Annotated in this window: 22 protein-coding genes; 9 read left to right on the top strand and 13 right to left on the bottom strand. The window is 62.2% G+C overall.

The window, feature by feature from the left end:
• Positions 1-10 precede the first annotated feature (10 nt).
• The gene (locus LJF34_RS14080; RefSeq protein ID WP_231185653.1) at positions 11-265 is read right to left on the bottom strand and encodes a hypothetical protein; all 255 of its coding nucleotides are present in this window, start codon (positions 263-265) and stop codon (positions 11-13) included.
• An 89-nt stretch (positions 266-354) separates the two neighbouring features.
• On the opposite strand from LJF34_RS14080, the gene LJF34_RS14085 reads away from it, so the two are divergent.
• Positions 355-963: a hypothetical protein gene (locus LJF34_RS14085; RefSeq protein WP_231185655.1), complete on the top strand. Its 609-nt coding sequence runs from the start codon at positions 355-357 to the stop codon at positions 961-963.
• Between the two features lie 9 nt (positions 964-972).
• On the top strand, positions 973-2,706 hold the full coding sequence (locus LJF34_RS14090; RefSeq protein WP_231185657.1) for an excinuclease ABC subunit C: 1,734 nt from the start codon (positions 973-975) through the stop codon (positions 2,704-2,706).
• 51 nt (positions 2,707-2,757) lie between these two features.
• Here the strand turns inward: LJF34_RS14090 and LJF34_RS14095 are convergent, their stop codons facing one another.
• Positions 2,758-3,069: an antibiotic biosynthesis monooxygenase gene (locus LJF34_RS14095; RefSeq protein WP_231185659.1), complete on the bottom strand. Its 312-nt coding sequence runs from the start codon at positions 3,067-3,069 to the stop codon at positions 2,758-2,760.
• A 140-nt stretch (positions 3,070-3,209) separates the two neighbouring features.
• On the opposite strand from LJF34_RS14095, the gene LJF34_RS14100 reads away from it, so the two are divergent.
• On the top strand, positions 3,210-4,334 hold the full coding sequence (locus LJF34_RS14100) for an SPFH domain-containing protein (RefSeq protein WP_231185661.1): 1,125 nt from the start codon (positions 3,210-3,212) through the stop codon (positions 4,332-4,334).
• Between the two features lie 494 nt (positions 4,335-4,828).
• Here LJF34_RS14100 and uvrB read toward each other — a convergent pair whose 3' ends face one another.
• The 6 genes from uvrB to LJF34_RS14130 form a co-directional block, all read right to left on the bottom strand.
• Positions 4,829-6,886, bottom strand: coding sequence for an excinuclease ABC subunit UvrB (gene uvrB / locus LJF34_RS14105; protein ID WP_231185663.1), 2,058 nt, complete (start codon positions 6,884-6,886; stop codon positions 4,829-4,831).
• Positions 6,887-7,161: 275 nt separating this feature from the next.
• Positions 7,162-7,860 carry a hypothetical protein gene (locus LJF34_RS14110; RefSeq protein WP_231185665.1) on the bottom strand — a complete coding sequence of 233 codons (699 nt, stop codon included), beginning with the start codon at positions 7,858-7,860 and terminating at the stop codon, positions 7,162-7,164.
• A gap of 79 nt (positions 7,861-7,939) precedes the next feature.
• A complete protein-coding gene (locus tag LJF34_RS14115; RefSeq protein ID WP_231185666.1) occupies positions 7,940-9,070 on the bottom strand; it encodes an ORC1-type DNA replication protein in 1,131 nt (376 codons plus the stop codon).
• A 72-nt stretch (positions 9,071-9,142) separates the two neighbouring features.
• Positions 9,143-9,301 carry a DUF1059 domain-containing protein gene (locus LJF34_RS14120; RefSeq protein ID WP_231185668.1) on the bottom strand — a complete coding sequence of 53 codons (159 nt, stop codon included), beginning with the start codon at positions 9,299-9,301 and terminating at the stop codon, positions 9,143-9,145.
• Positions 9,302-9,414: 113 nt separating this feature from the next.
• A complete protein-coding gene (locus LJF34_RS14125) occupies positions 9,415-9,612 on the bottom strand; it encodes a hypothetical protein (protein ID WP_231185670.1) in 198 nt (65 codons plus the stop codon).
• Positions 9,613-9,761: 149 nt separating this feature from the next.
• A complete protein-coding gene (locus tag LJF34_RS14130; protein WP_231185672.1) occupies positions 9,762-11,735 on the bottom strand; it encodes an endonuclease MutS2 in 1,974 nt (657 codons plus the stop codon).
• 126 nt (positions 11,736-11,861) lie between these two features.
• Between LJF34_RS14130 and larE the strand changes: the two genes are divergently transcribed.
• The gene (gene larE / locus LJF34_RS14135; protein WP_231185674.1) at positions 11,862-12,803 is read left to right on the top strand and encodes an ATP-dependent sacrificial sulfur transferase LarE; all 942 of its coding nucleotides are present in this window, start codon (positions 11,862-11,864) and stop codon (positions 12,801-12,803) included.
• A 213-nt stretch (positions 12,804-13,016) separates the two neighbouring features.
• Here the strand turns inward: larE and LJF34_RS14140 are convergent, their stop codons facing one another.
• Complete coding sequence (locus LJF34_RS14140; protein WP_303646681.1) at positions 13,017-13,868, bottom strand: twin-arginine translocase subunit TatC; 852 nt, start codon at positions 13,866-13,868, stop codon at positions 13,017-13,019.
• 94 nt (positions 13,869-13,962) lie between these two features.
• On the opposite strand from LJF34_RS14140, the gene LJF34_RS14145 reads away from it, so the two are divergent.
• The 3 genes from LJF34_RS14145 to LJF34_RS14155 are packed head-to-tail and all read left to right on the top strand — an operon-like array spanning position 13,963 to position 17,131.
• Complete coding sequence (locus LJF34_RS14145; RefSeq protein ID WP_231185676.1) at positions 13,963-16,197, top strand: twin-arginine translocase subunit TatC; 2,235 nt, start codon at positions 13,963-13,965, stop codon at positions 16,195-16,197.
• A gap of 36 nt (positions 16,198-16,233) precedes the next feature.
• Entirely contained in the window at positions 16,234-16,407 is a 174-nt protein-coding gene (locus LJF34_RS14150) for a ribbon-helix-helix domain-containing protein (protein WP_231185679.1), read from the top strand.
• Positions 16,400-17,131: a queuosine precursor transporter gene (locus LJF34_RS14155; protein WP_231185681.1), complete on the top strand. Its 732-nt coding sequence runs from the start codon at positions 16,400-16,402 to the stop codon at positions 17,129-17,131. Before LJF34_RS14150 ends, LJF34_RS14155 begins: the two co-directional genes overlap by 8 nt.
• Before the next feature lie 9 nt (positions 17,132-17,140).
• On the opposite strand, the gene LJF34_RS14160 is transcribed toward LJF34_RS14155, so the two are convergent.
• Together LJF34_RS14160 and LJF34_RS14165 are read right to left on the bottom strand one after the other, a co-directional pair.
• Positions 17,141-17,905: a 23S rRNA (uridine(2552)-2'-O)-methyltransferase gene (locus tag LJF34_RS14160; RefSeq protein WP_231185684.1), complete on the bottom strand. Its 765-nt coding sequence runs from the start codon at positions 17,903-17,905 to the stop codon at positions 17,141-17,143.
• Between the two features lie 92 nt (positions 17,906-17,997).
• Positions 17,998-18,153 (bottom strand): hypothetical protein, encoded by a 156-nt coding sequence (locus tag LJF34_RS14165; RefSeq protein ID WP_231185686.1) that lies wholly within the window; start codon positions 18,151-18,153, stop codon positions 17,998-18,000.
• Positions 18,154-18,322: 169 nt separating this feature from the next.
• Here LJF34_RS14165 and LJF34_RS14170 point away from each other — a divergent pair, with 169 nt between their 5' ends.
• Positions 18,323-19,066, top strand: coding sequence for a DNA polymerase sliding clamp (locus LJF34_RS14170; protein ID WP_231185688.1), 744 nt, complete (start codon positions 18,323-18,325; stop codon positions 19,064-19,066).
• 23 nt (positions 19,067-19,089) lie between these two features.
• On the opposite strand, the gene LJF34_RS14175 is transcribed toward LJF34_RS14170, so the two are convergent.
• Positions 19,090-19,677 (bottom strand): hypothetical protein, encoded by a 588-nt coding sequence (locus LJF34_RS14175; protein ID WP_231185690.1) that lies wholly within the window; start codon positions 19,675-19,677, stop codon positions 19,090-19,092.
• A 144-nt stretch (positions 19,678-19,821) separates the two neighbouring features.
• Here LJF34_RS14175 and LJF34_RS14180 point away from each other — a divergent pair, with 144 nt between their 5' ends.
• Positions 19,822-20,886, top strand: coding sequence for a DNA primase large subunit PriL (locus LJF34_RS14180; RefSeq protein WP_231185692.1), 1,065 nt, complete (start codon positions 19,822-19,824; stop codon positions 20,884-20,886).
• A 52-nt stretch (positions 20,887-20,938) separates the two neighbouring features.
• On the opposite strand, the gene LJF34_RS14185 is transcribed toward LJF34_RS14180, so the two are convergent.
• The gene (locus LJF34_RS14185) at positions 20,939-21,142 is read right to left on the bottom strand and encodes a transporter (RefSeq protein WP_069450295.1); all 204 of its coding nucleotides are present in this window, start codon (positions 21,140-21,142) and stop codon (positions 20,939-20,941) included.
• Positions 21,143-21,466 lie beyond the last annotated feature (324 nt).

Here is a 21,466-nt window from a genome sequence, read left to right on the forward strand (position 1 = left end):
TTGTTCCGTGCTACACGGTGTCACTTGGTTCACGTTTTTCCATTATCCGCGTCGCTTCGGCGGCGTATCGCTCCCGCTCCGCGTCGTCGGTGACAGGTGCTAATCGTTCGGCATCGACTTCGATCGCGGCGGTCGTCTCACCGCCGAGTCGTCCCGCCCGTTCCTTCCTGAGGTACTGCTCGCCGTCGGGTGTCGCATACACCAAGGTCAGCAGGTCACGGTCGTTGTACGTCCGCTCGACCAGCCACACTCGTACGTCATCCATGTCGGGGCGTTCGCGGGTATCGGATTTGTATCTGGCGAGCGAATACGTAGCCGCAACCTTATTTATCGCGGTGATTGTCCCGGTAAACGATGGAACAGTCCCCGCTGTCACAGGCGTCGGACGATCGCCTGCTCGACATGCTCTTTGCGGGAGAAGAAATCGAGGAGGAAATCGAGTTGGAGGGCGCACGAATCGCGGTGACGAGTCATCGTCTGCTCGCGTTCATGCCCGACGGGGGTGAGAGACGATTCGATCACGAGGACCGACCGAACGTTCTCGATGCACGCGTCCAAGCCGCCGGTCGCCCGGATTACCTCTCGTGGAGCGTCAAGAGCTTCGTCTACGGCCTGCTCCTCGTGGGTTGTGGATACCTGCTCAACAGCAGCGGCCTGCTCACCGCATTCGATAGCGCGCGCTCGGCCGACCAACAGGCCCTCCTCGCCGTCCAGCAGATGGTCGGAACCATGGTGAGTGCGTTCTCCCTACTGGCAAGCATTCTGCTGCCCGTAGGAGGCGTGTTGATACTCGTCGCTCTCGTCTTCGCCGTCCTCTACTTCATGACGCGCTCGGACGAGTTGATAATCGAGCGTGCGGGGCGTGACCCGATACGAATCCCCGTCGATAGCTCCGAGGCGGAGGACGCCGCACACCGGATTCGAGCGGCGGTAGGGACAAGTTCAAAGCCGAGCGCCGACTAGTCGAAATCGATGGACGCGGCCACTGTCAGGGAGCGTGCAAGCGAGTTACCGCGCGAACCCGGCGTGTATCAGTTCTTGGAAGGGGAGACGGTTCGCTACGTCGGGAAAGCCGTCGACCTTCGGTCGCGTGTTCGGTCGTACGCCGACCCGCGGAGCAACCGCATCGGGCGGATGGTCGAGCGCGCCGACGCGCTGGATTTCGCGGTCACGGACACCGAGACGCAGGCGCTCCTGCTGGAAGCGAACCTCATCAAACGCTACCAGCCGCGGTACAACGTCCGCCTGAAGGACGACAAATCCTATCCGCTGGTGCAAGTGACCGGCCACGAGTTCCCGCGAATCGAAATCACGCGTGACCCGGACCGCGCCGGAGCCACGGTGTTCGGCCCGTTCACGAACAAATCGACGGTCGAAACGGTCGTCAAGGCGCTCCGTGAGACGTACGGCATCCGCGGCTGTTCGGACCACAAGTTCGCGAACCGCGACCGGCCCTGTCTCGACTACGACATCGGCCTCTGCACCGCGCCGTGTACGGGAGAAATCGGGGAAGCGGCGTACCTCGGCGACGTGGAAAGCGTCGAGCGATTCCTGGGCGGCGAGGATGGCGTGCTGACCGCGCCGCTCCGACGCGAGATGGAGGACGCCGCCCAAAACCGTGAGTTCGAACGCGCGGCCAACCTCCGCGACCGGTTGGAAGCCGTCGAATCGTTCCACGGCGGGGAGGCGGGAGCGATTTCCTCGCCGACGGACGAACGAACCGTGGACGTCCTCGGCGCCGCCGTCGAGGGAGAACGCGGGACGGTGGCCCGGTTGCACAGCGAGCGCGGACAACTCGTGGACCGCGACCACCACTCGCTCTCGGTGCCGGACGGCGACGACGCGGCGGCGGTCTTCGGCGGGTTCATCCCGCAGTTCTACGCCGAGCGCGAGTTGCCCGACGCGCTCCTCCTCTCCGAGCGACCCGACGACGCCGACGTTCTCGATTGGTTGGAAGCCGAAGGGGTCGCGGTTCGCGTACCGGGTGCGGGCCGGGAGGCGACGCTCGTGGACTTGGCGCTGAAAAACGCCCGCCGCGGTGCTGGCGACCCGGACGAACTCGGGGCGCTCGCGGACGCGCTCTCGCTGGACTCGGCCGAACGAATCGAGGGGTTCGACGTGAGCCACGCTCAAGGGACTTCGGTGGTCGGCAGCAACGTCGTCCTCGTCGGCGGTGCGCCCGAGAAAAGCGACTATCGGCGGAAGAAACTGACCGAGGCGAACGACGACTACGCGAACATGCACGACCTCATCCGCTGGCGTGCGACGCGAGCAATGGAGGGTCGCGACGAGCGACCCGACCCCGACCTGCTCCTCATCGACGGGGGAAAGGGCCAACTCGCCGCGGCCCGTGAAGCCCTCGACGAAGTCGGATGGGACGTGCCCGCCGTCGGCCTCGCCAAGGCGGAAGAAATCGTCGTCACACCCACCGGAACCTACGACTGGCCGAAGGACGCGCCGCAACTCCACGTCCTCCAGCGGGTTCGGGACGAGGCACACCGCTTCGCGGTGCAGTACCACCAGACGCTCCGCGACGACGTTTCGACGGAACTCGACGACGTGTCCGGCGTCGGCCCGCAGATGAGGCGGAAACTGTTCCGCCGGTTCGGGAGTTTGGCGGGGATTCGCGCCGCCTCCGACGACGAACTGCGGGACGTGGACGGCGTCGGCGAGAAGACGGTAGCGGCGTTACGCCGTCGGTTGTAAGTCGAGCGTCGGTGGGTGGTGAGTGATGAGCGGTGAACGCCGAGCACGCGACTACTCGCTCGTCCGTTCGAACGCGACCTCATGAACTTCTAATTCATGAGGTGCGGTGAACATCTCCTTCGGCGGGTGGTCCGAGTGTGCCTCCTCGAACGCCTCGGTGTCGGTCCACGCCTCGAAATCCGCCATCGATTCCCAGTACGTCTGGGAGATGTAGGAATCGGTGTCGGCGTTGGCTGGCGTCAGCAACTCGAACTTGACGAACCCCGGTTGGGACTCCACTTTCCCCATGCTGTCTCGGAATCGTTCCACGAACTGGTCGGCGTACTCCTCGGCCACGAAGAGTCTATTTTCCACGACTATCATTGCGAGCGAAGCTTCACCGCATTTCGATGTAACTCTGTCCTCTGAAACTGACTCGATTAGTCTGAAACGGGACATATTTCTCGACAGCGAACCGTTCGGGGTGGGGAACTGTTATGCGAACGGAACGACAATCGAGTAGCATGGATAACCCGTTCTACACCCTCGGCAAGACGACGGCGGGAGTGAGCGCGGGGAAGACCCTCCTCGCAATCGGTTTCGCCGTGTTCTTCGTCCTCGCCCTTCCGTTTCTCGATCCGGCGGCGATAGCGGGACTCCTCCTGCTCGCCCTCGCGGTCGTAACCGTCAACAGCGCCGTGGAGATCGTCGGCCCGTACGAGAAACGCGCGCTGACCATCTTCGGCGAGTACCGCCGCCTCCTCGACCCCGGTATTCACTTCGTTCCACCGTTCGTGAGCGCCACGCGGCGTTTCGACATGCGAACGCGGGTGTTCGACGTGCCGAAACAGGAGGCCATCACGCAGGACAACTCGCCGGTCATCGCCGACGCCGTTCTCTACGTTCGCGTCATGGACCCCGAACGGGCGTTCCTCGGCGTGGACGACTACGAACGCGCCGTCTCGAACCTCGGACAGACCACCCTCCGCGCCGTCATCGGCGACATGAAACTGGACGAGACGCTGTCGCGGCGGGACGTCATCAACACGCGAATCCGCGAGGAAATCGACCCGCCGACGGACGAGTGGGGCGTCCGAGTCGAAAGCGTCGAGGTTCGTGAAGTGATGCCGAGTCAGGCCGTCACCGGCGCGATGGAGCAACAGACGAGCGCGGAGCGGAAACGCCGTGCCATGATTCTCGAAGCACAAGGTGAACGCCGCAGTGCAATCGAGAAGGCGGAGGGTGACAAGTCCTCGAACATCATCCGCGCACAGGGCGAAAAGCAGAGTCAGATTCTCGAAGCGCAGGGTGACGCCGTTTCGACCGTGCTTCGTGCGAAGTCGGCCCAGTCGATGGGCGAACGTGCCGTCATCGAGAAGGGTATGGAGACGCTCCAGAGCATCGGCGAGGGTGAGTCCACGACGTTCGTCCTGCCGCAGGAACTCTCCTCGCTCGTCGGACGATACGGCAAACACCTCACCGGCAGCGACGTGCGCGAAGACGAGGAGGTCCTCGAATCGAACGATTTCGACCCCGAAACCCGAGAACTGCTCGGACTGGACGACATCGAGGAGACGCTTTCCGAACTCGACAACGACGTGGACGAAATTCCGCAAGTCGGTGCGGAAGTCGAACCCGAGTCGAACTGATTCGGGCGAAAACGACCCCGATGGTGCCTATTTATCGGATATAGCGCGGAGATGGTTATTCGTCCGACGACGACTGTTTTCGGGTAGCGAAGTAATAGAGCGGTACGAATCCCGGAACTATGAACGGATAGAACAAGGGTCCAGCGATAGCTGACTCCGTTCTGGCCATGCCTCCTATTCCCACTGTCGTGATGACGAGATATCCGATACACGACGCAAGAAAACCATCGACGACCCCGAGAAACCAGAAGACCACCGCGAGAGCGATAATAACGACCTGACCCCACGCTCCGAAGCGAAGTAAAGCGGTTGAATCGGCTCTCATGCCCGTATGATTGACATCGAGGATAATTACTGTCCCGAATTCAACCGTTGTATCGACCGCCTCAAGCGGTCAGTGCGGTATTTCAGACCGATATCGTGACTGCTGTACGCACGATTGCGGTGAAAAAGTCGGTGTTCGGTCCGATTCCGGAGGAGATACAAATCCCCGATCAGAACTCGTCCAATTCGGGTTCGACCCCGCCGATTTCCGTCCCCACGTCGAACTCCTCACGCAAGTCCCGAATCCTGTCGCGGATGTCGGCGGCGAGTTCGAACTCCAGATTGTTGGCCGCCTCCTCCATCCGGTCTTCGAGTTGTGTTATCTGTTCGAGCGCCTCCTCGTCCGTCTCCGGCGCGTTTCGAGTGACGCCGCCGGTGTCGGTCTTGCTCCCCGGCAGGTTCGCCTCCGAGACGGCCTTTTCGATGGTCCGCGGTTCGTAGCCGTGTTCCTCGTTGAACTCCCGTTGAATCCGCCGCCTGCGCCGTGTTTCGTCCATCGCGTCGTCCATCGCGTCCGTCACCTCGTCGGCGTAGAGGATCACCTCCCCGTTGACGTTACGGGCCGCACGACCCATCGTCTGAACGAGCGCGGTTTCCGAGCGAAGGAAGCCCTGCTGGTCGGCGTCGAGGATGGCGACCATCGACACCTCGGGGATGTCCAACCCTTCGCGGAGGAGGTTGATACCGACGAGTACGTCGAACTCGCCCAACCGAAGTCCCCGGACGAGTTCGTGGCGTTCGAGCGTGTCCGTCTCGTCGTGCATGTACTCGACGGCGACGCCCGCCTCCTCCAGATACTCGGTCAGGTCTTCCGCCATCCGTTTCGTCAGCGTCGTGACGAGGACGCGCTCGTCGCGTTCGATTCGACCGTCGATTCGCGCCATCAGGTCGTCGATTTGGCCGGAGGCGTCGGCGACTTCGACCTTCGGGTCCACGAGGTGCGTCGGGCGAACGATCTGCTCCACGATCTGCTCACTCACCTCGCGCTCGTAGTCGGCGGGCGTCGCGGAGATGTAGAGCGTCTTCGCGCTCTTCTCCTCGAACTCCTCGAACGTGAGCGGACGGTTGTCGTAGGCCGTCGGGAGTCGGAACCCGTTCTCTACGAGCGAATCCTTGCGCGACTTGTCGCCCGCGAACTGGCCCCGAATCTGGGGCACCGTCTGGTGGGACTCGTCGATGACACAGAGGAAGTCGTCCGGGAAGTAATCGAGGAGGGTGTACGGCGCGTCACCTACCTCGCGGTCGGAGAAGTACACCGAGTAGTTCTCGATGCCGGAACAGTAGCCCGCCTCCTTCATCATTTCGAGGTCGAAGGTGGTTCGCTCCTCGATTCGCTGGGCGGCCACCAAGTCGCCGTTCCGCTCGAAGTAGCGGATTCGACGCTCCAAATCGGCCTCGATTTCGGCGATGGCCTCGGCCATCGTCTCCTCCGGAATCGAGTAGTGTTCCGCCGGGTGGACCAGCACGGCGGGTTCCTGTGATTTCACCTCGCCTTCGAGCGGATCGATCTTCACCATTCGGTCGATTTCGTCGCCCCAGAGTTCCACTCGAACCGCGTAGCGACCGTACATCGGGAATATTTCGACGGTGTCGCCTCGAACGCGGAACGTCCCCTGCGTGAAGTCCATGTCGTTCCGGTCGTAGTTCAGGTCCACGAGACGCGCGAGGAGATCGTCGCGCTCGATGGTCTCGCCGACTTCCAGTCGCAGGCGCATGTCCTCGTAGTTCTGCGGGTCACCCAAGCCGTAAATCGACGACACCGACGCCACGACGATGACGTCGTCCCGAGTCAGCAGGGAGCGCGTCGCGGAGTGGCGAAGGCGGTCGATTTCCTCGTTGATGGACGCGTCCTTGTCGATGTAGGTGTCCGTCTGTTCGACGTACGCTTCGGGTTGGTAGTAGTCGTAGTAGGAGACGAAGTACTCCACCGCGTTGTCCGGGAAGAGGTTCCGGAACTCCTCGTACAACTGCGCCGCCAGCGTCTTGTTGTGCGCGATGACGAGCGTCGGTTTCTGGACCTCCTCCATCGTCCACGAAACCGTGTTCGTCTTCCCCGACCCCGTGACGCCCAACAGGGTCTGTTTTTCCATTCCCTCGTTGAACCCCTCGGCCAACTGCTCGATGGCCTCGGGTTGGTCCCCCGCGGGGTCGAACGGCGCGTCGACTCGAAACTCGGTTTCGGCGTCCGGGTTGTCCGGTCGAAGCGGACCGGACCGGGTGTCGCTCATGGTGAAATGGCATACGGACTGTAGCTACTTGAGATGGTCGTTAGCGGGAATCAAAAGAGACGGTGACTACTCAAACTGGCGGGAAATCCATCCTACGATACGGCGACCCAATTGAGGACGATGTGAGAGGGTTTCGCCCTCAAATTCGAGCGCCTCATCGTTAGCACCAGCGTTTGTAGAGCGCCACGAATCAACGCTATTCGCTGGATTCTGCTTCATATTTGGTTGTATGTGTGTGTGATATATAAACGACGGGGTTCAGTCAGACAACTAGACTATATAATCAAGGAGAGAACGGTGACGATGAAGAGGCCGAGATACGCGATGTACTCCACCGTTGTCGGCACTCCGTGTAGAAGTGCGGAGGTGATGCCGAGCGAAAAGAATACGAGTGAATAAATCATGGTTAAAATAGTCAGTGTCACTGCCACCGTGTTCCAAAAAATCGTTTTCTTGTTGGACTGTATCCACCCAGCATAACTGTTGACCAGCGTGTCGTGAACCTGCCTGTCCGTGAGGTCACGCTCGTCAGCAGTTCGTATATCACCCGCTGAAACACCCGCTTCGAGACTTGACGACGTGTACGTCACTCCTGCCAGTGCCGTCGAGGTAATGAGACACCCGATTCCAATACCGGTATTCACCGTATAGAATGCGTTTATCCGTTCGACTACATCATACTTGACTGCAAAAGAAAAGGCGGGGAGAATGAGTCCGAGAAGGATGGTATTGAACCGAACCGTTTTCATCGCCTTATTGTCTATCTCTCGGATCCACTTCACTTGCCCTTCGACCGTTTTCCGTGCCTCTCGTTGTATCGTACGGTTCCGATACCACGACTGATGATATTTCGGTAATCCCTGCTCGGGATAGGAGATACGTTTGAGAAACTCCGTTGCCCACTGTTTGCGGGCTACTGGTCGTTGTTCGGTCCGTTCGTCGTTTCCTACAGAAGCCCGTTCTCCGTCATTCATGAAATAGTCGTGCTTACCTATTCATTGGAGACGTGACTATCATAAATATGTCGTGGGATGGACTTATCACCGCACTGTCTCAGTCGTCCAACCGCGCCAACACGGCTTCGGGGTCGTATCGCAGCGACAGCGATCGCGACCGTCCGCGGCCGTCGACGTTGGTGTAGGTGGCGTCGATGATGCCGAGTTGGTCGAGTTTGTTGATGATTTCCGAGTAGCGGGTGTAGCCCAAATCGGTCTCCTCGTGGAACACGTCGTACACCTCGCCCGCCTGTTCGCCGTCGTGTTCGGCGATGACGCGGACGAGCGCGACTTCGTTGTCGCTCAAGGCGTGCAGGCTGTGGGAGAGGTGGACGAACTTCGATTTCTCGTAGGCGTCTTCCACGTCCTGCAGGCTCACGGTTCGGCTGGCGCGCATCTCGGCGTTCAGACCCGCCCGTCGCAGGAGGTCGATGCCAACGCGAAGGTCGCCGCTCTCGGTGGTGAGTTCGGCGACGCGTTCCAGCACCTCCCTGGCGATGACGCCCTCGTGGAAGCCGCGTTTGACGCGCTCGCCGAGGATGCTAACGATTTCCTCCCAGTCGTACACCGGGAAGTACACGTCCTCGGGTCTGAAGACGCTCTGGACGCGGGTGTCCAGTTCCTCGATGACGTCGAGGTTGAGGTCGGAGGAGATGACGATGACGCCGATTTTCGCCCCGCTGTGTGCCTCGTGGGCGCGGAGGAGCGAATAGAGCGTATCGGAGGCTTCCCCCTCGTAGAACAGGTAGTTCACGTCGTCCAGCGCGACGACGAGGACCTCGTTCTCCTCGACCAGTTTGTCCGTGATTTGGCGGAACAACTTCTTGAACGAGATGCCGCTGGACGGCGGTTCGTAGTCGAATATCCCCTCGAAGATGCGCGAAAAAATGGCGTATCGCGTCGAGTCCACCTGACAGTTGACGCGAACCGTCCGAACGTCGGTCTGGGCCGAGAGTTCGTCGAACAACTTCTGAACCGACGTCGTCTTGCCAGTTCCCGGCGGACCGCGCGCCATGACGTTGAGTGGGCGCGACCCGCGGACTGCCGGCCGAAGCGCGTATTGGAGACTCTGTGTCTGGGATTCGCGGTGTTTGAACGTCTCCGGAACGTAGTCGATTTCGAAGACGTGCTCCTCGCGGAACACCGACTCGTCCCACGACAACATCCCCTCCTCGGGGTCGTCTGCCATCACTTTCACCACGCTCCCGTAGGTACTTAATCCTTCGCCAGCGACAAAAGAGCCGAGAAACGACGCGAGAGCTTAGCGTTGCTCTATCGCACCCTGCACGTCGTTCCGATCCATCGACATACCGTGTTTTTCGCGGGCGTGTTCCTGCACCATATCGACGATTTCTTGCTCGTCGTTCGCCCGTACCATAAACTCACAATCCTGCTGTGTGCATTCGAACTGTTGTGCCATATTGAATCTCTCCTCCCCCGCGTCGGGGCACAAACGGGAACGACAGCCTCGTAAGTAACAGTTCTGGCTGTTCGGCAGACGGCGGTCTGTGGAAACCGACGGAATTCGGTCGATTAACGCACCGTGATCAGGAGATTGGAGACGGACAGTACGGCGGCCAAAACGGCGCAGTAAGTGAGCGGGCTTTTAGCATTCGGACCTCCCGCATCGTCGGGTCGAAGCGTTCCGTAAGCGGCGATTAGCGTCATCCCGACAGCGGCGACGCCACCGACGAGCGATACCGTACTTCGGGACCCGGAACCGTCTGCCATGATCCATCTGATCGCCGAGCTAAGGGCGAATATTCCGAACGAAAGCCAGAAAACGCGAGACGAGGACATACATCGGAGACGATGGTAGTGGCAAAAAACGTTCCGAGGGGTGAACTGCTCGGTTCGCCGCGATCCGGTCGAAAACGGCGCTACTCGAACTTCTCCAGCAACCGCTCGTAGAAGCCGTTTTCGCCGCCGTCGGCGAGTTTCTCGACGATGAGTTCCGGCGTCGAACGGGCCAGGTGGTCCTTTACCGGCGAGCGTTCGACCACCAGTTCGCCGTCGACCAATCCCTTCGCCTCGATTCCGTCCACCGCCACGTCGTTGTCCGCCACGTCCCGAATCCCGTCGGCGAGGTGGGAGACGAACACGCCGGTCACGTCGCGTTCGCCCAACTCCTCCAAAATCCCCGCGATGATTTTCGCGCTCGCACCGGGTTCGGTGATGCTTTCGAGTTCGTCCACGAGGACGAGACGGCCTGCCTGCCCGTCAGCGAGGGACGCGAACTCCCGGAGCGTGCTCTCGAACGCGCCCGCATCGAGCGTGCCCTGTGTCTTGCCGTGATAGTGGAGTTCCTCGAATCGTCGCAGACGAACCGCCTCCGCGGGCACCGGCAGGCCCATGTGGGCGAGGATGACCACGAGCGCCACGAGGTCGAGCGTCGACGTCTTTCCGCCGCTGTTGACCCCCGAGAGGAGGGCCACGCCCGAGACACCGTAATCGACGGGTTCGACCGAGGAGAACTCCACGTCGAGGAGCGGCGAACGTCCGCCCGCGATATCGAACCCGTCGCCGTCGAACTCGGGCATGACGCACTCGAAATCGCGGGCGAACCGCGCGACGGCGAGTTCCACGTCCAGTTCGAGCGCGGCGCGAACGAGTTCCGTTGCCGCCTCGCGTTCGTCCGCGAGTTCCCGTGCGAGTTCGCGCTTGTGTCGCGCCGCCCGTCGCGATTTTTCGGCCTCCAGTTGCTCGCGGAGTCGCGAGATCACGCTCTCGTCGCGTTCGACTGGAAACGTCGGGTCGTCGGGAAACGCCTGCCGGGCGACCTCGGACTCCCCGGCGTCCAGCGCCAACGTCTCGACCAGTTGCTCGCGGGCGGCGGCGATGGCCGCGTCGTACTCGTCGCCCAACTCGCGTGAGAGAAGCGAATCCACGCCCGCGCCGCGTTCGACCAACGAGAGCAGGTCCGAGCCTTCGATGGTCACGTCGCGCTCCCGAATCGCCTCGCGGAGTCGGTCGTTGGCGACGTTCTCCGCCATCGAGACGGCGGCGTCCAAATCCGACACCGCGTCCGTCAACCGGGCGAGTTCCTCGTCGCCCGTCACGCCGCCGTCGGCCGTGACGCGAGCCAACGCGGATTCCAACCCGTCGATGTCCAGCGGCGCGTCGAGTCCCGCGACGCGGTGTACCTCCGCGGCGGCGAGCAAGGTCCTCCGATTTTCGGCGAAGAAGGCGAGCGGCCGCTCGGGGACGAGTTCCACCGGCGTTTCGAGCGCGTCGGGTTCGACGCGAACGTCGCCGTCCAGCGCGACGCCCGTGAACGCCTCGTCCAGCGCGACGACGGTGGAGTAGCCGCGCGCGAGTTCCGCTAGCTCCCGCGTGTCCTCGACGACTTCGACCGGCAGTTCCGGAATCGCCTCGCGCGCCTTCGCGTACCGTTCGGCGTCCGTCGTCGCCAGACAGCGGTCGGAGACGCGAACGCCTCGGGGGGAAGAGAGCGGTTCGACGCCCGTCAACGCCTCCCGAACCGCGTCCGTCGGCGTGCGCTCCATCGCCCGGCGGGTGAACTCGCGCACCTCCTCGATTCGGGAGGCGGACGAACTGGGGTACAGCGTTTCGAGGCGTTTCTCGGCGTACGTCGTGACGGCCCGCGCTTTCACGAGCGAGAGGGCGTCGCGGTACAACTCCCGCGCCCTGTCGGTGGCGAGAAAGCCGCCGTCGTCCTCGTGTCGAATCCTGATGGCACCGCGCGCGATGGCGGCGGCCCGCCCTTCCGTGATGCCCGGCGCTCGTGCCAGCGTGGCGACGTCGCCGGTTTCCAGCGCTCGCTCGGCGTTATCGAGTTCCGCGAGCGCGTCCGCGGTCTTCGCGCCGACGCCGGGTACCGCCTCGAGGTCCATTCGCTCCGTGATATTGCGTCGTACATAAAAAACGTTCCCGACGCGCGCCGAGGAGTCGAACTCGACGGACGGTGAAATCCGCGTTCGGGACGGGACGCTTTTGCCCGTCCGCAACAACCACGAGGTATGTCAACCGTCTCGGAGAAACTGGCCGCCGCGAAGGCGGACCTTGCGAAGCGCGACGGCGTGCTCGTCGCGTTCAGCGGCGGGGTCGATTCGAGCGTCGTCGCCGCCATCGCACACGACGCGCTGGGCGACGACGCCGTCGCGTGTACCGCGAAGAGCGAAACCCTGCCCGAAGCCGAACTCGGGGACGCGAAACGGGTCGCCGAGGAAATCGGGATTCGCCACGTCATCGCCGAGTTCAGCGAGTTGGACGACCCGAACTTCGTCGAGAACGACGACGACAGGTGTTATCACTGCCGGACGATGCGACTCGGCGCGATGTTCGACCGGGCGGCCGAACTGGATATCGGGGTCGTCTGCGACGGGACGAACGCCGACGACGTGTCGGCGGGCCACCGCCCCGGCCTCCGTGCTGTCGAGGAACTGGACGCCTACTCGCCGCTCCTCCAACACGACATCTCCAAGAACGAAGTCCGCGAAATCGCGGAGCGATACGACCTCTCGGTCGCCGACAAGCCCGCGATGGCCTGTCTCTCGTCGCGCATCCCGACCGGTCTGGAAGTGACCGAGGAGCGTCTCTCACGGATCGAACGCGCCGAGACGGTGCTTCGCCAGTGGGGGTTCACCCAGTTCCGGGTGCGGGACCACGACGGATTGGCGCGCATCGAAATCGGCGAGGACGAACTGCCACGAGCGCTGGACGAGGAGTTCGTTCGCGCCGCTCGGGACCATCTGACGGAAATCGGATTCGACCACGTCACGCTCGATTTGCACGGGTATCGGACGGGAAGTGTTAGTCCGGAAGGCGATGCGCGCGAGTCGGTAGACGAGCGGGCATCGCATAGTGAGCGGGGAGGGACGACCCGCGAGCGAGCATCCGACTCGGACGAACCGCTGGTCGAAGACGTGTTCAGTACCGACTATCCGACGGGAAGCCAGTAGAAAGGAGCGTCGGGCGTTCGCACCCAAAGGGTGGCAGTCTGCTGGCACGCGAACTGCGGTCTGTAGCTGCTGGCACGCGAGCTAAGGGCAGGTGCGAACGCTACATCCACACTGGCGACAAACTCCCTTAGTTATAACCCGGTTACGAATATCGAAAGGTACCGTTTCGTGATTCCGAGGGGTTGGGGACGACGCGAGAACGGTCCTAAACCGTCACTTGCCCGTCCATTTGAGGAGGAGCAGCGTCCCCTCGAACAGGCCGACCATCGTGATCGCGACGAGGAACGGGGCCATGCCGGTCGGGTCGGGGCTGAACAGGAACGCGAACCCGGCGAACCCGCCCCAGAAGTACAGTCGACGGTTCGCCATCCACTGGCGCGTCGTCAAGCCCATCATGATGGCGAGCATGATGAGGAGCGGAATCTGGAACACGACGGCCAGGACGCCCATCATCATCAGAATGAGGTTGAACGTCTTCGTCAGGCCGAACGCGATCGCGACGTTCGCCTGCTGTGAGTACGACAGGAAGTAGGTGAAGATGGCGGGGAGGATGAGGAAGTAGGCGAAACTGACGCCGACAAAGGCGAGGACGAGGCTCGTCGGCACCGCCGCGAGGTAGTACCGGCGCTCATTCGGGTAGAGTCCGGGACGCATGAAGAGGTACGTCTGATACACCATGACGGGGAGTGCGATGATGAGGCCCGCGAGGCTGGCGACCTTGAGTTTCGTCATGACGAGCGCCAGCGGCGCGTAAAGCCGGGGACGGGCTTTTTGGACCGGCAGTATCTGATTCCAGAGGAAGTTGATGACGTGGTCCGCGGCGGGCAGCGTGAGGAGACTGACGGCTCCCGCGACGACGAGGACGATGGCGAGCCGCTTTATCATCTCCTCGACGTGGTCGGCGAGGGGCATCTCCTCGTCGTCCGTCGGCTGGCTCGGCCGCTCCACTGCTGGTTCCGGATCCTCGGGCGCGTACAGGTCCTCGTCCGGCGGCTCCGGCGCTTCGTCCGACGCCGAAACGTTCGAGATATTACTGCCTGCCGTCGCCTCCGATTCTTCGCCCATTCACCCGAGGATAAGCAGCCGAGTTATTATAGGCTTTCTTCATCCTGCGAGACGGGAAGATTGATAACTGGCAGGAGGTTACCATCCGCAAGCAATGTCTACCTCGGGGAACAGTCTCATCGACGAGGATACCGCCAACACCGTCGCTTCCGGACGAGAAACCATCGGAGCGATGCTTTCGACGGCACAGACACACCTTCAGAAGGTCTTCATCGTATTCGTCATCGGCTTCATCGGCACGTTTTACGCCATGTCGTGGAAGGTGTGGCCGTTCCTGCGCGACGTGACGAAAGCTAGCATGCCACCGGCCGTTAGCGAGCAGGTCCAGATCGTCGCGGTGACGCCGTTCGACGTCGTCCTCCTCCAAGCGAAGATAGCGATGTTCTCCGGCGCGGTTTTGGCGCTCCCCGTTCTCCTCTACCTCGGTCGTGATTCGATTCGGCAACGCGAATGGTATCCCGAATTCTCCATCTCCTACTGGAAGATCGTTCCCCTCGTCGTCCTCGCGGTGGCGCTGTTCCTCGGCGGACTCGCATACGGGTACTCCGTCTATCTCCCCCTGATGTTCCAGTTCCTCGCGAAGAACGCGGTGCAGGCGAACTTGAGTCCGAAGTACGGCATCGTCCAGTGGACCGAGTTCATCCTCATCATCTCGCTTTCGTTCGGTCTGGCCGCGGAACTGCCGCTCATGATGAGCGGGTTGAGCTACTCCGGCATCGTCAAATACGAGACGTTCCGTGACAAGTGGCGCTACGCCATCCTCGTCATCTTCGTCTTCGGGGCAGTGGCGTCCCCGCCGGACCCGTTCACGCAGGTCATGTGGGCGATTCCGCTCATCGTCCTCTACGGGTTCAGCCTCTATCTGTCGAAGATACTCGTCACCATCAAGCGCGGCAGTAGCGAGGTGGGCATCAGAAAAACGGTGGCGGAGCGGTGGAATTACCTCCTCGGTATCGCGTTCATCGCGGGCGGCGCGACGTACCTGTTCTTCACCCGAGCGGGCGTCAGTTACGTGAACACCCGACTCCTTCCGGCGTTTCCGGCGGAGTACCGACCCGCGGCGCTTTCGCCCGTCGAGCAGATGGTCGGGATGCCGCGCGGAACGGCCATCCTCCTCGTCGCGGGAGCCGTCGGGCTGGTAGCACTCGTCCTCGCCGCCCTCTACTACCTCTTCGTATCACTCGAATCGAACGCCGGAATCGGGCAAGAAGGCGGCGCACCCGCCGCGATCGACATCGACGAACTCGACGCCGCGGGCGTCCGGGCCGCCCCGCCCGAAGTGTTCGCGGAGATGGACGAGGGCGAATCGCTCGACCACGCCCGCGCCGCGATGGAGGCGGACCAACCCGAGAAGGCACAGGCCATCTTCGACCGCTTCGACGAAGCGAACCCGGAGGAAGAGGAAGCGGCCGAGGAGGACGGCGAAATCCGGAAGGACGAAGACGGCACACCCCTCGCCGAGGACGTTGCTCGGCAACCGAAAGAGACCCAAGAGGAAGGCAACGTCCTCCAGCGCACCGCCGCGGGTATGACGAACGCGTTCACCGAGGAGGAGACGACGGAGGACGACATCGGCGGCTACTACTACGACTTCGCGTTCATCCTCCAGAGCCTCACGTCGAAGCTCTTCCGCATCGTCGGCGTGTTCATGCTCGTCCTCGCGGGCGTGTTCGTCTACCTCTACAACGGCGGCATCGGCTACATCAACGAGGACTTCACGAGCCGCGTCCCGCAGTCGATACTGGCGAACGGCCAACAGCTCAACGTCGTCACCCTCCATCCGGTCGAGGCGCTCATCTTCGAGGTGAAGATAAGTACGCTACTCGCCGCCGTGTCGGTACTCCCGATGGTGCTCTACTACAGTTGGCCCGCGATGAAGGAGCGCAAACTCGTCAGGGGGAACCGCAACGTGTTCTTCCTGTGGGGCGGAACGCTGTTCGTCGGCCTCATCGCCGGGAGTTACATCGGTTACACCATCGTCGCTCCGAACATCATCTCGTGGCTCGTCGTGGACGCTCACAACGCCGAGATGCTCATCTACTACCGGGTGAAGGCGTTCTTCTGGCTCGTGTTCCTCACCACGGTGGGAATCGGCCTCCTCGCCGACGTCCCGGTGACGATGTTCCTGTTCCACTGGGCGGGCATCGTCAAATTCGGTTCGATGTTCGAATACTGGCGTGGAGTCGTCATCGGCATCTTCGCCGTCGCCGCGCTGGTGACGCCGGACAGCCTCTACACGATGTTCCTCGTCGCCATCCCGGTCGCCGTCGCGTACGTCTTCGGACTTAGCGTCCTCTGGGTGGGAACGCTCGGCGGGCGACGCGCGTGACGCTGGGATTAAGTATTCTTCGCGGAATATCACGGTATGACCAAGATAAGCGTCGAAGTTCCCGACGAACTCCTCTCCGATTTGGACGACCACGTCGGTGACGACGGCAAGTTCGTCAACAGGAGCGAAGCGATTCGCGCGTCGGTCCGGAAGATGCTCGACATCCTCGACGAGATAGACGAACGGCACGGGAGACTCGAAGATGACTGAGGTGAGGAGTGAACCGCACTCGGCCCTCGCCACCGGACAACTCGTCCTCACCGCGCTGTTCGTGACGGCGCTCGTGACGGCACAGCTCACGGCGGCGAAGGTGCTCCAGTTCACCATCCCGCTCGGTCTCCCGATTACGGGCGACGCGCTCGTCCTTCCGGGGGCGGCGCTGGCCTACGCGTTGACCTTCTTCGCCTCCGATTGCTACGCCGAGGTGTACGGCCGGAAGGCAGCCCAGCGGCTCGTGAACGTCGCCTTCGTCATGATATTCGTCATGCTGGCCCTCGTCTGGTCCACCATCGAAGCGCCCGCCGCCCAGTCCAGCGTGGACCCCGGAAAGTTCCGGACCGTCCTCAGCGCGAGCACGAACATCGTCGTCGGAAGCCTCTGTGCGTACGTCGTCAGCCAGAACTGGGACGTCGTCGTCTTCCACAAGATCCGCGACTTCACCGACGGCGACCACCTCTGGGCGCGCAACATCGGTTCGACGGCGAGCAGTCAGGCCATCGACACCGTCATCTTCGTCGGCGTGGCGTTCTTCGCGCTACCGCGGTTCGTCGGTATCGGGCCACAACTCCCGATGGACGTCGTCCTCTCGCTCGTCGTCGGCCAGTACGTCTTCAAACTGCTCGTCGCGCTCCTCGACACACCGTTCGTCTACGCCGTCGTCGGGTTCCTGCGGTCGCAGACGTCCGCCGGTCGAGTGCCCAGTTCGGCGGACTGAATTCGAAACTCAGTCTCGGTCCAGTCGCTGTGCGAAACCGAACTTCGGCTTCACGTCGTCGACGCGGATTTCGACCGTCTCTCCCTCCTCGGTGTTCGGAACGAACAGCGTGTACTCCTCGACTTTCGCCACGCCGTCGCCTTCGCTTCCCACGCCTTCGATGGTCACTTCGAGGGTGTCGCCGGGTCTGACGGGCGCGGTGAGGCGTTTCCGAGCGACGAGGTACACTTCGGAGGACTCGTCGCGCGAGGCGTCGGGACTCATGGTTCGGACGTATTCGAACTCCGGTTCCATGTCGTCGCGCAGGTCGTTCAAGTCCGGTCCCTGAAACACCTTGACGACGAAATCGCCGCCGGAATCGAGGAGTTCGAGCGCCGTCTCGAACGCCTGTCGGGCGAGGTACACCGAGCGGGCGTGGTCGAGGCTGTACTCGCCGGTCATGTTCGGTGCCATGTCCGAGAGGACGACGTCGGCGGACCCCGCGACGTCGATGACTTCCTGCTGGGTGTCTTCCTCCGTCATGTCGCCGCGGATGGTTTCGACGCCGTCGATGTCCTTGATTCGCTGGAGGTCCACGCCGATGACGGTCCCGCCGTCGCCGACCTCCTCGGCGGCGACTTGAAGCCAACCGCCGGGGGCGGCCCCGAGGTCCACGACGGTCTCGCCCTCGTGGAGGAGATGTGCGGATTCGTCCAACTGCTTGAGTTTGTAGGCCGCCCGCGAGCGGTAGCCTTGCTGCTTGGATTTGTTGTAGTAGTGGTCTTTACGGGCCATTCGTTGGGACACGGTAGTCTATGCGGATGTTTACGCCCTTCGTTCGGCGTCCCGGCGGTTTCGGTCGGGATCGAAAAGGCTGGTAACGGACGCTACCCGTCCCGGTACTCACACTCGGTCTGATGGCGAACGAGGTCGGATTTGTTCTTTCCACCGACGAAGACCTTCTTCTTACAGTGGTTGCAGATTCCCCATCGCGGGTCGTCTTCGTCGAGCGTGTACTCTTCAGGCCGCCACTCCTGCGACATATTTGTTCAAAGAATCTTCTATCGTAAAAAGTTTATCAATATTATGTATATTATCACGATCGGTGGAGAAAAGAAAGAAGCGGTGTGAGGGCGTCACTCGCGGACTGACCGTACGTCGCGCGCGCGAACGGGTGACTTTTTATGCCAGCCTTTCATAGCCATCAGCAACATGTTCAAGGCTATCGTGAGCGCGGATACGCTCCGGACGACGATCGATTCCGTGGGCGTTCTTGTGGATGAATCCAAAATCCACCTCGAGGAGGATGGCCTCACCATCAAGGCGGTCGACCCGGCCAACGTCGGGATGGTGGACCTTCAACTCGATGCCGAAGCGTTCGAATCCTACGAAGCGGACGGCGGCGTCCTCGGCGTCAACCTCGACCGCCTCGAAAGCATCGCGGGGATGGCGAGTTCCGACCAACTCATCGAGATGGGGTTGGACGAGGAAACGCGCAAACTCCACATCAAAATCGACGGGTTGGAGTACACCCTCGCGCTCATCGACCCCGATTCCATCCGCCAAGAACCCGACATCCCTGACCTCGACCTCTCCGCGACTATCGTCGTTGAAGGATCCGACATCAACCGAGCGGTCAAGGCCGCCGACATGGTGTCCGACCACATCGCGCTCGGCGTGAACGAGGACGACGAAGTGTTCTACGTCGAAGCCGAGGGCGACACGGACAACGTCGACCTGAAACTCGACCGCGACGACCTCATCGACCTCACGGCCGGCCCCGCACACTCCCTGTTCAGCCTCGATTACCTGAAAGATATGGACAAGGCGATTCCGAAGGACAGCGAAGTGAGCATCGACCTCGGCGAGGAGTTCCCCCTCAAGCTTCACTTCGAGATCGCGGAAGGGAAGGGCCAAGTGACGTACATGCTCGCACCGCGCATCCAGAGCGACTGACGAACGATTTTCGAATTTCGGTTCTACAAGTTTCGGTCGATGACCGCTTTCGCCGACTGCGCTTTCTCCTTCCACCCGTAGCCCGCCTCGTAGACGTGTCGTTTGCTTTCGGCCAACTCCTCGGGCGTGGATTCCTCGAACCCGCCGCGGCCCCACGTACCGCTCTTATGGAGCCATTCGACGACGTTCTCGCGCGTCTCCGGCCACGACAGGCCGACCATCTCGTACCACGCGATCATGGCGAAGACGGCGTTGTCGTGGCATCCGGGCACGCTTCCCTTCTCGTAAATCGTACTCATCGGCTCGAAACTCGGCTCGGAGACGGTTTCGCGGAACTCGTCGGCGGTGAGGAGGCGCAACGCGCCGTCGCTCTCGACGACCCGCTTTTCGTGGCGGAGTCGGTCGAGCGCCGCGACGTGGGTGGCGTCCCAGCGTCCGTGGACCGCCTCGCGGAGTTCCTCCTCGGTCAGCGAGTCGGCCGAAAGCAGGGCGATGATGTCCGTGTACGCTTTTTCGATGTCCGTCCACGGCTCGCCGTCGAACCGACAGTCCGGGCCGTGAAGGTTCGTCGTGGTTCGACAGTCGGGACACGGATATGCGAAGCGTGGCACGAAACCCGTTTCTCACGCGTCGGTAATAGGTGATTGGATTCGACCGAATCGAGGAAACGCGGCATTTCCCGCGAACCGGGGGCGGGAAATGCACCGTTACCGCCGACCGTCGCGTTTATCGGGCATCGCTCGTAACGTCGATTAATGAACTCGCTTCACGCCCGATACCCGTTCCTCGCGTCCGCACGTGAGGCGGTTCGGGACGCGAACCTCGACCTCGCGGAAGTCATCGCGGGGGAGGGCGACCGCCACCCGGCAGTCGAACGCGGCGTGGAGCGCGTGCGTCGAGCACTCCTCGACGGAACCGTGCGCGCGCCGGACGACGGCCGACGGTGGGCGACGACGGCGGAGGTGCTCTCCTATCCCATCGCCCGGATGCTGGTCTCGCTCCTCGACGCGCCGGGTGCTGTCGAAAAGTACGCCAACGCCGAGGCGACGACGGCCTACGAACGGTTCACCGCCGACTTCGAGACGCCGGACGACGGACTGAGGAGTACGCAGGGAGCGTCGCTCACGCTCGATGCGTTCCTCGCCGATTTCGACCTCGCCGGCGACATCACGACGCGCGAGGACGGGTTCGGCGTCGCCGTTTCGACCTACATCTCGCTCGTCGGTGAGTTCGGGGACGGATGGCGACTCGTCACGCGCCAACTCGAAGACGGCGTTGTGGTCGTCTCGCAGGGAGAACTACACGAACTGCTTCGAACGGCGGTGGAGACGCGCATCGCCGCGGACCTCCCGCTTTCCGTTCCCGATGAAATCGGCGAGGAACTCGCCGAAGAACTCTCGGAACTGGAATCGTCGTTCACCGACGCCGACTTCTCTCACGACATCGACACGCTGGTCCCGGAGCTGTTCCCGCCGTGCATGACGGCGCTCCTCTCGCGGGCACGCGACGCGGAGACGCTTCCCGCACACTCCGAGTTCACGCTGGTCTCGTTTCTCACCAGTATCGGACTCGACGCCGACGAAATCCTCTCGCTCTGTGAAGTCCGATCGTCGGGACGGGGGGACCGTCTCCGCGCCAGAATCGAACGACTCCGGGACGAACGGACGACGCAGTTCGCGCCGCCGAGCTGCGCGACGCTCCAAGCGTACGGCGACTGCGTGAACAAGGACCAGCGTTGTGAGACGGTGACGCATCCGCTCGTCTACTACGAGGATGCGCTGGACGAAAACGGAACCGCGACGGATTGGCGAGACCGGTAGAAATCGGGCGATCGATACGGATCGGTACGATCTGTCGGAGTCGGTTCGAACGTCAGTGTTGATTCGCCAGCCAGAAGCCGACGCCGGTCATGACGAGGACGAAGAGCGTGATGACGCCGACCATTTCGAGCGCGCCAGTGCCGGTGATCCCGCCGCTTTCGAACTGCGACCCCACGACGAACATCGCTACGATAAAGACGCCGACCGACACGACGGAGACGACGATGTCGCGGACCGTGTCGTCCTCGAGATTCATGCTCTTCGTTTTCCGGGGTTGCGTCAAAAGTTCTCCGCTTCGAAGTCGCCGTCCGAATTTCTCCGCGTTCGCGGGATGTACGCCGTTTCAGCGGGGAATCGACACCGAACGCGAACGTCACGGACGGTTCCCGAAGAGGGGGAACGTTCCCTCGACACGGAAACGAGCCATTACCGGCGTTCCGCGGGGCGAGCAACCCGAAGACTCGCGTCGACGGGTGAAAGCCTTAGGGTCGCTCGGCACGTACGGTAATACGTCGAAACCGGCGCTGAGTGGCCGGAACGAGTCGATTTTCGTCGTTCGGTTTCACGTCGGAGGAAGCAC

The organism is Haladaptatus sp. DYF46, from assembly GCF_021083305.1.
Classification (GTDB): domain Archaea; phylum Halobacteriota; class Halobacteria; order Halobacteriales; family Haladaptataceae; genus Haladaptatus.

What these genes read in the sequence shown, in the direction of transcription:
- LJF34_RS14125 (WP_231185670.1), bottom strand. Translation starts at nt 9,612, where the DNA reads ATGGCAGACGGTTCCGGGTCCCGAAGTACGGTATCGCTCGTCGGTGGC.
- LJF34_RS14115 (WP_231185666.1), bottom strand. Translation starts at nt 9,070, where the DNA reads ATGGCAGACGACCCCGAGGAGGGGATGTTGTCGTGGGACGAGTCGGTG.
- LJF34_RS14170 (WP_231185688.1), top strand. Translation starts at nt 18,323, where the DNA reads ATGTTCAAGGCTATCGTGAGCGCGGATACGCTCCGGACGACGATCGAT.
- LJF34_RS14140 (WP_303646681.1), bottom strand. Translation starts at nt 13,868, where the DNA reads ATGGGCGAAGAATCGGAGGCGACGGCAGGCAGTAATATCTCGAACGTT.
- LJF34_RS14180 (WP_231185692.1), top strand. Translation starts at nt 19,822, where the DNA reads ATGAACTCGCTTCACGCCCGATACCCGTTCCTCGCGTCCGCACGTGAG.
- LJF34_RS14120 (WP_231185668.1), bottom strand. Translation starts at nt 9,301, where the DNA reads ATGGCACAACAGTTCGAATGCACACAGCAGGATTGTGAGTTTATGGTA.
- LJF34_RS14095 (WP_231185659.1), bottom strand. Translation starts at nt 3,069, where the DNA reads ATGATAGTCGTGGAAAATAGACTCTTCGTGGCCGAGGAGTACGCCGAC.
- LJF34_RS14155 (WP_231185681.1), top strand. Translation starts at nt 16,400, where the DNA reads ATGACTGAGGTGAGGAGTGAACCGCACTCGGCCCTCGCCACCGGACAA.
- LJF34_RS14145 (WP_231185676.1), top strand. Translation starts at nt 13,963, where the DNA reads ATGTCTACCTCGGGGAACAGTCTCATCGACGAGGATACCGCCAACACC.
- uvrB (WP_231185663.1), bottom strand. Translation starts at nt 6,886, where the DNA reads ATGAGCGACACCCGGTCCGGTCCGCTTCGACCGGACAACCCGGACGCC.
- LJF34_RS14185 (WP_069450295.1), bottom strand. Translation starts at nt 21,142, where the DNA reads ATGAATCTCGAGGACGACACGGTCCGCGACATCGTCGTCTCCGTCGTG.
- larE (WP_231185674.1), top strand. Translation starts at nt 11,862, where the DNA reads ATGTCAACCGTCTCGGAGAAACTGGCCGCCGCGAAGGCGGACCTTGCG.
- LJF34_RS14080 (WP_231185653.1), bottom strand. Translation starts at nt 265, where the DNA reads ATGGATGACGTACGAGTGTGGCTGGTCGAGCGGACGTACAACGACCGT.
- LJF34_RS14100 (WP_231185661.1), top strand. Translation starts at nt 3,210, where the DNA reads ATGGATAACCCGTTCTACACCCTCGGCAAGACGACGGCGGGAGTGAGC.
- LJF34_RS14160 (WP_231185684.1), bottom strand. Translation starts at nt 17,905, where the DNA reads ATGGCCCGTAAAGACCACTACTACAACAAATCCAAGCAGCAAGGCTAC.
- LJF34_RS14130 (WP_231185672.1), bottom strand. Translation starts at nt 11,735, where the DNA reads ATGGACCTCGAGGCGGTACCCGGCGTCGGCGCGAAGACCGCGGACGCG.
- LJF34_RS14085 (WP_231185655.1), top strand. Translation starts at nt 355, where the DNA reads ATGGAACAGTCCCCGCTGTCACAGGCGTCGGACGATCGCCTGCTCGAC.
- LJF34_RS14150 (WP_231185679.1), top strand. Translation starts at nt 16,234, where the DNA reads ATGACCAAGATAAGCGTCGAAGTTCCCGACGAACTCCTCTCCGATTTG.
- LJF34_RS14110 (WP_231185665.1), bottom strand. Translation starts at nt 7,860, where the DNA reads ATGAATGACGGAGAACGGGCTTCTGTAGGAAACGACGAACGGACCGAA.
- LJF34_RS14165 (WP_231185686.1), bottom strand. Translation starts at nt 18,153, where the DNA reads ATGTCGCAGGAGTGGCGGCCTGAAGAGTACACGCTCGACGAAGACGAC.
- LJF34_RS14090 (WP_231185657.1), top strand. Translation starts at nt 973, where the DNA reads ATGGACGCGGCCACTGTCAGGGAGCGTGCAAGCGAGTTACCGCGCGAA.